Below are 11,489 nucleotides of genomic sequence, written 5' to 3'. Positions count from 1 at the left end.
GTGCCGTGGGAAACCTGCCTGTGTCGGCGGGCTCCGGTTCGTTTCGCCGGACCTCGCCCGTGCCGTCGGAACCCTGATCGCGTCGCCGTGCCGGGCGCGTGCAGGCGGATCTCGGCCCGTGCCGTCGACACCCTGCCCACGGCGGGCCTCAGCCCGTGTTGCCGGGCGCCCGTGTCAGCGGATCCGCTCGTGCCGTCGGACCCGGACCGGCGGCGGATCCGGCCCGTTTCGTCGAGCCCTGCCCATGCTGGCGGGCCCGGCCCGCGCCGCCGGAACCGGGCCTGTACCGAACAGGCCCGCCCGTGCTGCCGCGCCCGGCCCTGTGCCGTGGGAAACCTGCCTGTGTCGGCGGGCTCCGGTTCGTTTCGCCGGACCTCGCCCGTGCCGTCGGAACCCTGATCGCGTCGCCGTGCCGGGCCCGTGCAGGCGGATCCCGGCCCGTGCCGCCTGCCCCGCCCACGGCGGCGGGCCCCAGCCCGTGTTGCCAGGCCCCGGCCCGTGCCAGCGGATCCGCTCGTGTTGTTGGACTCGGACCGGTGGCGGATCCGGCCCGCTTCGTCGGGTCCTGCCCATGCTGGCGGGCCCCGCACGCGCCGCCGGAACCAGACCCGTCCGTGCTGCCGAGCCCGGTCCTTTGCCGTCAGAACCCCGCCCGTCCCGCCACCCCCCTCCCTCCCCGTGGTGGGACCCTGGAAGTACCGGCTGGGGCGGGTGGGGTTGTTGTGTGTGGGGGGTGAGTGGGAAGGCGGCTGTTATGTATTTCGCCGATCGGGTGGATGCGGGGCGGCAGCTGGCGGCTCGGCTTGGGCATCTCAAGGGGCGGGATGTTGTGGTGTTGGGGCTGCCTCGGGGTGGGGTGCCGGTGGCGGCGGAGGTGGCTGAGGCGTTGGACGCGCCGTTGGACATCTGTCTGGTGCGGAAGCTGGGGGTGCCCAGTCGGCCCGAGCTGGCCATGGGGGCCATCGGGGAGGGGGGAGTAAGGGTCGTCAATGAGCAGATCTTGTGGGACGCGGGGGTGGGTGCGCGGGATCTGGCGGCGGTCGAGGAGCGGGAGCGGGCGGTGATGGCCGAGCGGGCCCGGCTCTATCGGGGCAGCCGTCGGCCGGTGCCGCTGGAGGGGCGGACGGTGGTCGTCGTCGACGACGGGCTCGCGACCGGTGCGACCGCGCTGGCCGCCTGCCGGGTGGTACGGGCCGGGGGCGCCGCCCGGATAGTGCTCGCGGTACCGGTGGCGCCGTACGGGTGGACGGCGCGGCTCGGCGGCGAGGCCGACGAGACGGTCGCCGTGCGCGCCCCGCAGGGGTTCGCGGCGGTCGGGCAGTTCTACCGGGAGTTCGACCAGACGCCGGACGCCGAGGTGGTGGCCCGGCTCGACCGGAGCCGGGCGGCGCGTGATCCGGTCGTCCGGCACACCGCCGTGCGGATCCCGGGCGGCGAACCGGTGCTGTCCGGTGATCTGGCGGTGCCCGACGGGGCCGCTGGGCTGGTCCTCTTCGCGCACGGCAGTGGCAGCAGCCGGCACAGTCCGCGGAACCGCGAGGTCGCCTCCGCCTTGAACCGGGCGGGGCTCGGGACTCTCCTCTTCGACCTGCTCACCGAGGCCGAGGCGACCGACCGTTCACGGGTCTTCGACACCCCGCTGCTCGCCGAGCGGCTGGGCCGCGCCGCCGCCTGGGCGGCCGGGACGCCCGGTATCGAACGTCTGCCGCGCGGCTACTTCGGGGCGAGTACGGGTGCGGCCGCCGCGCTGTGGGCGGCGGCGGACCCGGGCGACGACGTGGCCGCCGTGGTGTCCCGGGGCGGCCGGCCCGACCTGGCGGGGGAGCGTCTCGCCGGGGTCCGGGCCCCGACACTGCTGATCGTCGGCGGGAGCGACGACCTCGTCCTGGACCTCAACCGGCGGGCCGAGGCGCTGCTGCGCTGCGAGAGCCGGCTGGAGGTCGTACCCGGCGCCGGCCACCTCTTCGAGGAGCCGGGGGCCCTGGAGGAGGTGGCGTCGCTGGCGACGGACTGGTTCACCGGCCGCTTCCGTGCGGCCGTGAACGGGCGGGATCAGTAGGGGCCGTTGACGTTGTCGATGGAGCCGTACCGGTCGGCCGCGTAGTTGCTGGCGGCGGTGATGTTCGCGACCGGGTCGTACGGGTCGAGCGAGGTGCCCGGCACGTGGTACGCCGCGAACGTCGGGTCGATGACCTGGAGGAGGCCCTTCGACGGCGTGCCCTTCACGGCGTTGGAGTCCCAGAGGTTGATGGCGCGGGGGTTGCCCGAGGACTCGCGCATGATGTTGCGGTGGATGCCCTCGTACGAGCCGGGGATGCCGTACCGGGCCATCACGTCCAGCGACTCGCGGATCCAGCCGTCGAGGTTGTCGGCGTACTGGGTGGCGGCGATCGGGGCGGCCTGGACGGCGGGGGCCGCGGCGCGGGCGGCGGAGCGGCTCGCCCGTTCGGCGGAACCGCCGGACGCGGGCTTCGCCGCGCTCTTGCGGGCCGTCTGCTGGGGCTTCGGCGCGGCCTTGGCGGAATCCCGACGAATCGTCAGTTCGAGACCGGGGTGAATGAGTGACGGATTGTCACCCACGGTCTTCTTGTTCGCCTGGTAAAGCGACTTCCAGCCGCCCTGAATTCCCTTTCGGTGGGCGATCAGGGAAAGCGAGTCGCCCTTCACCACGGTGTAGGCGCGCGCGGCGGCCGGAGCGGCGGGAACGGCCGCGGGGGCCTGCGCCACGGCGGCGGTCCGCGCGGTGGGAGCCGCGACGGCGGCGGCCGGCGCGAGGGCGGGAGCGGCGGGCTGGGCGCCGGCCGTGGCGGGCACGACCAGCGGCAGGGCGAGGGCGACTCCGCCGGTGCCCGCGAAGGCGAGACCTCGGGTGACGGTACGGCGTCGGGGGCGGCGGTGCTTGCCGTGAGCGGGCATGACGGTTTCCTCTCCGGCGCCTGCGAGGTGAGCTGTCGGGTTCGGACTGGAGATGTCCGGCCGCGCGCACGCGGCTTCACCCCGAGCCGTTCCGGATGGCCGGACCGGCGGTGTGGTGGGTCCCCCGCTCCTGCCGTCGGGTGAAATGGGAGGTCTTTCGGGCGGTGGCAGGATTTGGCGATCCGCTCGAATAGAGGTGACCGTAGGCGAGGAATGCGGCGGGGAACAAGATGGGAATGCGCGAGAAATGGGGAGGTAAAGATCGACCGGCCGGAATTCAAGATCGACGGTTTCGGCGGGCCGGTCGGAATCCCTTGCGGCGCATGGCTCGTGGGGAATCGGACGATGGGTTGCGCCGGGGCGGAGTGAGTCGCGTCACTGGGCGGCGCAATGTCCGAATAGGGAATCTGATGCCTTTTGCGGAGCAATGCGTCGTCATGTCGATAGTCAGAGCCGAGGGTGCCGGTCGGGTGGCATAAGTCGCAAACTGGACAATCAGTCCCAATGATGTAGGAATGTCACTTCCTGTTCTGACGTCCACCGCGCAGCTCGACCCCGACGCCCTCGACCGCGAGGCGGCCCGCCTGTACGAGTCCGCCGCCTGGGAGCGCCTGGTCCCACCCGCCCCCGAAGCCTGGCGGAGCCTGCTCTCCGTCCCCGTCGATCAGCTGGTCGCCGACGCCCTCGACGCGCTGCCTCCGGCCCCGCCTACCGAGCGCCCGCTGCCGGGCAGGATCGGGGCCGTCCTCCCGGACCGGCTGCACGTCTGGCGCCGGGTCGGCCGGGCCGACGTACGGCCCTCCGTCCATCTGGCCTACGCGCGCCGCGTGCTGACCGAGTGGGGCTGGCAGAACACCCCGTACAAGCTGCGTGACGCGCGCGGCGCGCGGTGTCTCTGCGGCGCCCTGCTCGCCGCCCACCGGCTCGGTCACGGCAGCGCGTCCACCATGAACGAGGCCGGCGCCTGGATCATGACCGAGCTGCGGTCGCGGGGGTGGCACGGGCTCATCGGCCCCTGGAACCGCGCCCCGGGCCGCACCGCCGAGGACGCGCTCGCGCTCGTCGACGCCACCATCCACCGCGCCGCCCTCGCCGGCCGCTGAGCGACGGGCGAGGGCGAGGGCGAGGGCCAGAGCCAGCGCGAGGCCCCGCGCGCCCCGCGGTCAGCCCGTGACGCTCGGGGCGCCCGTCTCGATGTGGCCGGTGTACCGGCGCGACCAGGTGCCGTCGATGTCGGCGAGGACCGTGAAGTCGTACCAGCCGTCGTGGTACGCCACCGCGTTGAAGAAGTCCTCGCGCGTGGAGCCGGCGGGGACGGTGTACGTCCACGCGCCGTCCGCGCGGTAGGCGTTGGAGCGGATCGTGAAGGTCACCGGGCCGGCGGAGGTGTTGGTCATCCTGAACCAGATCGCCGTCTTCCCGGTGCCCGGCTCGGTCGCGAAGCGCGCCGCCACCTCGATCGCCTTGCCCGCCTTGGAGGCGTCGCCGATGAAGCGGCGCAGGAAGCGGTTCGGGCCCATCATCGAGATGTCGTACTTCCCCGAGCCCGAGCCGAGCCCGATGTTGAAGTAGTCGGAGGTGGTCGTCCCGGGGTCCACCGTGTACTGCCAGGCGGCGGTGTCCCGGTGCTGGTGCGGGTGGATCGAGAAGTGGGCGGCCCGCCGGGCCTGCGGGCCCTGGTTGGTCAGGGAGAACCAGGCGAGGATCTTGCCCGCGGCGCCGAACTCGAAGCGGTCGAGGTTGCCGTTCGGCTGGTAGGGGGAGCGCCCTGGCCGGGCGGGTGCCGGGCTCCTGGGCGGGCAGCGCGTTGTTCTGCGGCGCGGGGTTCGGGAGCGGGCCGCAGGTGGCCATGCCGATGACCTCCGTCGTCGACGGGAGGCCGCCGGGGACCCCGTACACCGGGTTCGAGAAGTCGAAGACGCCGGTCAGGTCGCCGGTCACCTTCCGCCGCCAGGCGCTGATGTTCGGGCAGGCCGCCGGGGTGCCGAGGGCGCTGGTCCAGGTCTCCAGGAAGCGGAGCACGGAGGTGTGGTCGAAGACCTCCGAGCTGACCCAGCCGCCCCGCGTCCACGGCGACATGACGAGCATCGGGACGCGGAAGCCGAGGCCGATCGGCACGCCGTCGAGGTACTCGCCCGGGGTCCCGGGCGGGGCGACCGGCGGCGGCACGTGGTCGAAGAAGCCGTCGTTCTCGTCGTAGTTGAGGAACATCACCGTCGAGTCGAAGACCTCGGGGTTCGCGGCCAGGGCGCGGTAGACCAGGTCGACGAAGTGGGCGCCGTCGCCGGGAGGGGCGTACGGGTGCTCCGAGAACGCCTCGTTGGCCACCACCCACGACACCTGCGGCAGGGTGCCGGCGAGGACGTCGGCGCGGATCGCGGCGGCGATGTCGTCCGGGGTCGAGCCGGTGACCTTCGGGACCGAGGCCATGCCCCGGTCGTGGAGCGGGTCGCCGGGCCGGGCGTCGGTGAACTTCTTGAAGTAGGCGAGGCCGTTGTCGCCGTAGTTGTCCTGGGCGTTCTGGTAGACCCTCCAGCTCACGCCGGCCCGCTGGAGCGCCTCCGCGTACGTCTCCCAGGTCAGCCCCGACTCGTCCCCGCCGTCCTTGCTGGAGGCGTCGATCCTGCCGCTCCACAGGAAGGTGCGGTTCGGGCCGGTGGCGCTGAGCGCCGAGCAGAAGTAGGCGTCGCAGATCGTGTAGTGGTCGGCGAGCGCGTGGTGGAACGGGATGTCCTCGCGGTCGAGATGGCCGAGGGTGCGGGTGTTGCCCACACCGGTCACCCAGTTGTCGAGCCGGCCCTTGTTCCAGGCGGCGTGCTGCGAGGTCCAGCTGTGCGGCAGGTCGCCGTTGCACTGGGCGAGCGTCTCGCCGTCGACCCCGCCGGCCGGGGGCGTGTCGCTGAGCTTCCAGGGGAACTGCCGGCCGCCCCAGTTGGGCTGCTGGAAGGTGCCCCAGCCGCCGGGGATGTTCCCCGCCGCGCGGTCTCCGAAGCCGCGCACGCCCCGGAGGGTGCCGAAGTAGTGGTCGAAGCTGCGGTTCTCCTGCATGAGGATCACCACGTGACGGACGTCGGTCAGGGTGCCGGTCGCGGCCCGCGCGGCGGCCGAGGCCGTCGCCGGGGGCAGTGCGGCCCCCGCGACGAGCCCGGCACCGAGCCCCGCCCCGATCCCGACGAACCCTCTGCGGCTGATGGGAAGCATGCCCCGCCCCTCCTGTCACGGTGTGCCCCTGCGGGCGTGTCGGCAGCCATGATGGGGGAGCGGCGCCCAAAGGTATACGCACGTGCGGTAAGGGGTTGGTGAACAGGCAGGTCGTGCTCGTTCAGCCTGGTCCAACCTGTAGGGGAATTGGTATCAGGTGCGACCAATAAGTCGGTCGAGGGCCTGTCGTGCGAGCTCCGGCGCGTGACCGTCCCGCCGCCGGTGCGGCTCCGGGTCTCCGGCGGCGTGGGGGATACCCTGGCATTTAGATGCGTGAATCTGCTTGAATACTGCTCGTTCTGAGCATTCTCACGCATCACTGCTGTCTCTTTCGTGCAAGGAGTGTGCATGGCCCCCTCCCGTACCACCGTTGAGATCGCCACCCAGCCCGCCGTCTGGCGCGAGGCGCTCCGCACGCTGCCGCGGCACGCCCCCGCCCTGCCCCGGCGCGGCGAGCGCGTCGCCGTGATCGGCTGCGGCACCTCCTGGTTCATGGCCCAGGCGTACGCCGATCTGCGCGAGGCCGGCGGACACGGCGAGACCGACGCCTTCGCCGCCTCCCGCTTCCCCTTCTCCCGCAGCTACGACCGGGTCATCGCCCTCACCCGCTCCGGCACCACCAGCGAGGTCCTCGCCGTCCTCGCCCGGCTGGCCGGAACCGTCCCCACCGGAGCGATCACCGCCGACCCGGCCACCCCCGTCATGGACCTCGCCGACGCCGTCGCCGTCCTCGACTTCGCCGACGAGGAGTCGGTCGTCCAGACCCGCTTCGCCACCACCGCCCTCGCCCTCCTCCGCGCCCACCTGGAGGCCGAGGACGCCCTGCCCGACGGTGTCGCCCCCGTCGCCCGGGCCGCCGACGACGCCGAACTCGCCCTCGTCCGGCCGCTGGACGCCGCCGTGCGCGAGGCCGGGCAGTTCACCTTCCTCGGCACCGGCTGGACCTACGGCCTCGCCCAGGAGGCCGGGCTCAAGATGCGCGAGGCGGCCGGCGCCTGGACGGAGGCGTACCCGGCGATGGAGTACCGCCACGGGCCCATCAGCATCACCGGCCCCGGGCGCGTCGCCTGGAGCTTCGGCCCCCTGCCCGACGGCCTCGCCGAGGAGATCCGCGCGGTCGGCGGCACCCTCGTCGCCGGCGCTCTCGACCCGCTCGCCGAACTCGTCCTCGCCCAGCGCCTCGCCGTCGCGGTCGCCGAGGCCCAGGGCCTCGACCCCGACCGGCCCCGCAACCTCACCCGCTCCGTCGTCCTCGCGGACGCCGGCGCCTGAACCCGGCACCCGTACCGCCCGGCCCCGCACCGAGACCCGCCCGCGACCCCGCCCGCAAGGCCCCCACCCTCCACCCCGTCACCGGAGCAGGACCATGCCACTGACCCCGACCCACGAGATCGTCCGGCGGGCCCGCGCCGGCGGCGCCGGTGTGGGCGCGTTCAACGTCCTCCAACTGGAGCACGCCCAGGCCATCGTGGCCGGAGCCGAGCGGGCCGACCGGCCCGTTGTCCTCCAGATTAGCGAGAACACCGTCCGCTACCACGGCGGCCTCGAACCCGTCGCGCTCGCCTGCCTCGCGCTCGCCCGCGCCGCGAAGACCCCCGCCGCCGTCCATCTCGACCACGCCGAGAGCCCGGAGCTCGTCCACGAGGCGGTGGAACTCGGCCTCGGCTCCGTCATGTTCGACGCGGCGAGGCTCCCGTACGAGGAGAACGTGGCCGCGACCCGCGAGGTCGTCGAGCACTGCTACCGGCACGGCGTCTGGGTCGAGGGCGAACTCGGCGAGGTCGGCGGCAAGGGCGGCGCCCACGACCCCGGCGTCCGCACCGACCCCGACGAGGCCCGCGCCTTCGTCGCCGCGACCGGCGTCGACGCCCTCGCCGTCGCCGTCGGCAGCGTCCACCAGATGGTCACCCGGGACGCCGTCCTCGACCTCGGACTGATCGCCCGGCTCCGCGCCTCCGTCGACGTCCCCCTCGTCCTGCACGGCTCGTCGGGCGTCCCCGACCCGCTGCTCACCCGAGCCGTGGCCGCCGGCATGACCAAGGTGAACGTCTCCACCCACCTCAACAAGGTCTTCACCCGCGCCGTCCGCGACCACCTCGCCGCGCACCCCGCCGACGTCGACCCGCGCCGCTACCTCACCCCGGCGCGCGCGGCCGTCGCCGAGCAGGTCACCCACCTCCTCGGCCTCCTCGACCCCAGCTGACCAGGGGCGACGCCCCCGGCCCCGGACGCCGAGCCTGGTGGTGCCGACACCAGGTCCGGCACACCCTCCCCAGGCCGGCGCCCGCCCGGTCATGATCGTCCGCATGACCGACCTGCTTCCGCCCCACCACACCACCCTCGTCACCGGAGCCACCCAGGGCCTCGGCCGGGGCATCGCCCTCGACCTCGCCGCCCGCGGCGGCACCGTCCTGCTGCACGGCCGCGATACCGGCCGCCTGGCCGCCGTCGCCGACGAGCTGCGCGCCCTGGACGGGGGCGGAGAGGTCCGCACCTACCTCGCGGACCTCTCCGACCTCGACCAGGTCACCGCCCTGGCCCGGCGGGTCGCGGACGCCGAACCCCGCCTCGACGCGCTCGTCCACAACGCCGTGGCGGGCGGCGGCGCCCGCCCGCTCGAACGCGAGGTCTCGGCCCAGGGCCACGAACTGCGCCTGGCCGTCAACCACCTCGCCCCCTACGCCCTCACCCGCGGTCTGCTGCCGCTGCTCACCGCCTCGGCACCGGCCCGCGTCGTCAACGTCGCCTCCGTCGGGCAGGAGGCCCTCGACTTCGACGACCTCGCGTTCGAGCAGGGGTACGAGGGGCTGCGCGCGTACTGTCGCAGCAAGCTGGCCCTGATCATGGCGACCTTCGCCCTCGGCGAGGAGCTCGACGGCAGCGGGGTCACCGTCAACGCCCTCCACCCGGCCCACCTCATGGACACCTCGGGCGTCCGCAGCTACGGCCTCACCCCGCTCGTCGGCGTCGAGGAGGGCGTCCGGCCCACCGTGCGCCTGGTCCTCGACCCGGAGCTGGCCGGGGTCACCGGACGGTACTTCGACCGGTTCACCGACACGCGCGCCCACGAGCAGGCGTACGACCCCGAGGCCCGCCGGCGCCTCATGGCGCTGACGGACCTCTGGGCCGGGGCGGGGACGCCGGGCGCCTGACGCCCGGCGTGCGGTCAGGGACGGCGGCGGGGTCCCGTGCCGCGGACGACGGGGACGAGGCTGCGCAGCGCGAGTCCGGCGGCGATCAGGGTGGTCGCCGCCACGACGAGGCCGAGGACGGCGAGCGGCGACAGGCCGCCGCCGGTGGCGGCGAGCCCGGCGCCTCCGCCGCCGACCGCGCCGGCACCGATGGGCTTTCCGTACATGGGGATTCCTTTCTCCGGTTTCGGATTCCGCGCCGCCCGCCTGCTTCCCGGCGGCGCTCCGGTGGCGCTCGGGTCGCGCTCAGGTGGCGACCCAGCGCTCCTGGCGGCGCAGGGCCAGGTCGACGAGGGAGCGCACGAACACCAGCTGCCGGAACGCGTCGTACAGCAGCTCGGGCACGAGCGGCAGCGCGAGGAGCACGGCCCGGCGGCCCGCCCGGCGGACCGTCAGGGTCCGCTCCAGGACGAAGAGGAGGGTGATCGCCGTCCAGAACGGCGAGAAGCCCTGCCAGCCGGCGGTGACGAGCACCAGGACGGTGAAGAGCACGAAGAGCGAGAGGGCGAGGGCGCCGAGGCCCAGCATCAGCTGCTGCCCGAAGTAGGGCAGGGTCACGCGGGTCAGGCCGTAGTCGCGGAGGTTCTCGAGCGCGCCGCGCTGCCAGCGCATCCGCTGGTGCCAGAGCTTGGGCAGCGTCGGCATCACCTCGGTGACGAGCCAGCAGGCGTCGGGGGAGACCGTGCGGTGGCCCAGGGTCTTGACCGCCTTGGTGATCTCGTCGTCCTCGGTGAGCGAGGCCAGGCTGTAGTGGCCGTCGCCGCCGCCGATCAGGCCGTCCCGGCGGGCGGCGCGGACCTCGCGCAGCACATGGACGCGGAAGACGGTGCCGGTGCCGGTCAGCACCGTGGCCTTGTTCCCCTTGCGGTGGACCTCCAGGGCGTAGCGCTCGTACTCCATGCGCTGGAGCAGTCCGAGGAGTCCGCCGCCCTCCTCGCCGTAGAAGATCCCGCCGACCGCGCCGACGCTCTCGTCCGCCGCGAGGGTCTCGGCGGCGCAGGCCACGAAGTCGGGGTTGAGGACGGTGTCGGCGTCCTGCACCAGCACCAGGTCGTCCGGGGCCAGTTCGTCGAGCAGGGCGGGCAGCGCCTGGTTGAGGGCGCCCGCCTTCTTGTCCCGGTTGTCCACCGGCACGAACACCTCGGCTCCGCACCGGTCCGCCAGCGCGGCTGTCAGGTCGGTGCAGTTGTCGGCCACCACCACGATCCGGTCCGGCACCCGCTTCTGCCGGTACAGACCGGTGAGCGTGGCGACGATGCGGTCCTGCTCGTTGTGCGCGGGCACCACGGCCACCACACGCATCGGGCTCTCCTCCCGTAAGGGTTCGTCCCTTTTCGTCCACCACGGTGGCGCGGCCGGGTTGCGGGAGGGGTGCCCGGGAGGTGCGGCTCGGTTGCGAACGGGCGCGGGAGGACGGACGGCCCGGGGCGGAGGTGGCGAAGGTCCCGGATCTGCCGGGGCGTCAGTCGACGGGGTGGTAGCGGTAGCCGATGCCCCGGACGGTGGAGATGCCGGTACGGCCTCCGGTGGCGGCGGCGATCTTGCGGCGCAGCCGGAGGACCGTGTATTTCACCCGGTTCGGGTCGCCGTCCTCGCGCTCGCCCCACACCTCGCGGAGCAGCTGCCCGTGGCTCAGCACCTGCTCCGGGCGGGCGGCCAGGGTGGCGAGGAGGTCGAATTCGAGCGGGCTGAGGTCCAGGGGCGCGCCGCCCACGCTCGCGGTGTGCCGGGCCCGGTCGACGGCGACGCGCTCCGGCGCCGGAGCGGCGGAGGATGCCTCGGGGCGCGGCAGCAGGCGGCGGAAGCGGGCGGCGAGACGGGGGAGGCCCTGCTCGCGGGAGAGCGAGTAGGTGACGTAGTCGTCGGCGCCGAGGCTGTACGCGCGGGCCGCCTCGATCTCCACGTACACGCGGGCGGCGACGACGATCGGCAGCCGGTCGTCGTGGGCGCGGAGGTCGGTCAGCAGCTGCCAGGGGTCGCAGTGGGGCAGGTCGAGACTGAGCAGGACGCCCTGCGGGCGGCGCTCGCGCAGGGCCCGCCGGGTGGCGGGGCCGTCGGTGGTCTGGAGGACCTCGTGCCCCTGGTCCCGCAGCATCCCGCCGACGAGCTCCACCACGCGCGCGTCCCGCAGGGCGAAGAGGAGCAGGGGGCGGGCGGCGGTCGACTGCATGCCTGGACGAT

At 73.8% G+C, this 11,489-nt stretch carries 9 protein-coding genes, 1 pseudogene and 1 riboswitch; of the genes and pseudogenes, 5 read left to right on the top strand and 5 right to left on the bottom strand.

Annotation, left to right across the window (positions count from 1 at the left end; translation table 11 throughout):
- Window positions 1-754 precede the first annotated feature (754 nt).
- Complete coding sequence (locus tag ACFXMG_RS13395) at window positions 755-2,059, top strand: phosphoribosyltransferase family protein (RefSeq protein WP_383817862.1); 1,305 nt, start codon at window positions 755-757, stop codon at window positions 2,057-2,059.
- On the opposite strand, the gene ACFXMG_RS13390 is transcribed toward ACFXMG_RS13395, so the two are convergent.
- Window positions 2,053-2,916, bottom strand: coding sequence for a transglycosylase SLT domain-containing protein (locus ACFXMG_RS13390; RefSeq protein ID WP_383817861.1), 864 nt, complete (start codon window positions 2,914-2,916; stop codon window positions 2,053-2,055). The two genes, ACFXMG_RS13395 and ACFXMG_RS13390, sit on opposite strands and share 7 nt — an antisense overlap.
- 4 nt (window positions 2,917-2,920) lie before the next feature.
- A riboswitch (cyclic di-AMP (ydaO/yuaA leader) is annotated at window positions 2,921-3,106 on the bottom strand.
- Between the two features lie 325 nt (window positions 3,107-3,431).
- Here ACFXMG_RS13390 and ACFXMG_RS13385 point away from each other — a divergent pair.
- Window positions 3,432-4,019 (top strand): hypothetical protein, encoded by a 588-nt coding sequence (locus tag ACFXMG_RS13385; RefSeq protein ID WP_383817860.1) that lies wholly within the window; start codon window positions 3,432-3,434, stop codon window positions 4,017-4,019.
- Window positions 4,020-4,079: 60 nt separating this feature from the next.
- Here ACFXMG_RS13385 and ACFXMG_RS13380 read toward each other — a convergent pair.
- A pseudogene (locus ACFXMG_RS13380) lies at window positions 4,080-6,117 on the bottom strand (phosphocholine-specific phospholipase C).
- A 348-nt stretch (window positions 6,118-6,465) separates the two neighbouring features.
- On the opposite strand from ACFXMG_RS13380, the gene ACFXMG_RS13375 reads away from it, so the two are divergent.
- From ACFXMG_RS13375 to ACFXMG_RS13365, 3 genes are all read left to right on the top strand, one after another.
- Window positions 6,466-7,389 carry an SIS domain-containing protein gene (locus ACFXMG_RS13375; RefSeq protein WP_383817858.1) on the top strand — a complete coding sequence of 308 codons (924 nt, stop codon included), beginning with the start codon at window positions 6,466-6,468 and terminating at the stop codon, window positions 7,387-7,389.
- A gap of 94 nt (window positions 7,390-7,483) precedes the next feature.
- Complete coding sequence (locus ACFXMG_RS13370; protein ID WP_383817857.1) at window positions 7,484-8,320, top strand: ketose-bisphosphate aldolase; 837 nt, start codon at window positions 7,484-7,486, stop codon at window positions 8,318-8,320.
- A gap of 103 nt (window positions 8,321-8,423) precedes the next feature.
- Complete coding sequence (locus ACFXMG_RS13365) at window positions 8,424-9,269, top strand: SDR family NAD(P)-dependent oxidoreductase (protein WP_383817855.1); 846 nt, start codon at window positions 8,424-8,426, stop codon at window positions 9,267-9,269.
- 14 nt (window positions 9,270-9,283) lie between these two features.
- Here the strand turns inward: ACFXMG_RS13365 and ACFXMG_RS13360 are convergent, their stop codons facing one another.
- The 3 genes from ACFXMG_RS13360 to ACFXMG_RS13350 form a co-directional block, all read right to left on the bottom strand.
- Window positions 9,284-9,475 carry a hypothetical protein gene (locus tag ACFXMG_RS13360; RefSeq protein ID WP_383817854.1) on the bottom strand — a complete coding sequence of 64 codons (192 nt, stop codon included), beginning with the start codon at window positions 9,473-9,475 and terminating at the stop codon, window positions 9,284-9,286.
- A 79-nt stretch (window positions 9,476-9,554) separates the two neighbouring features.
- On the bottom strand, window positions 9,555-10,610 hold the full coding sequence (locus ACFXMG_RS13355; RefSeq protein WP_383817852.1) for a glycosyltransferase: 1,056 nt from the start codon (window positions 10,608-10,610) through the stop codon (window positions 9,555-9,557).
- A gap of 160 nt (window positions 10,611-10,770) precedes the next feature.
- Window positions 10,771-11,478 (bottom strand): response regulator transcription factor, encoded by a 708-nt coding sequence (locus ACFXMG_RS13350; protein WP_383817850.1) that lies wholly within the window; start codon window positions 11,476-11,478, stop codon window positions 10,771-10,773.
- Window positions 11,479-11,489: the final 11 nt, after the last annotated feature.

It is taken from the genome of Streptomyces sp. NPDC059201 (assembly GCF_042754585.1).
Lineage (GTDB): Bacteria > Actinomycetota > Actinomycetes > Streptomycetales > Streptomycetaceae > Streptomyces.
This window is presented reverse-complemented; position numbering and strand designations above follow the sequence as displayed.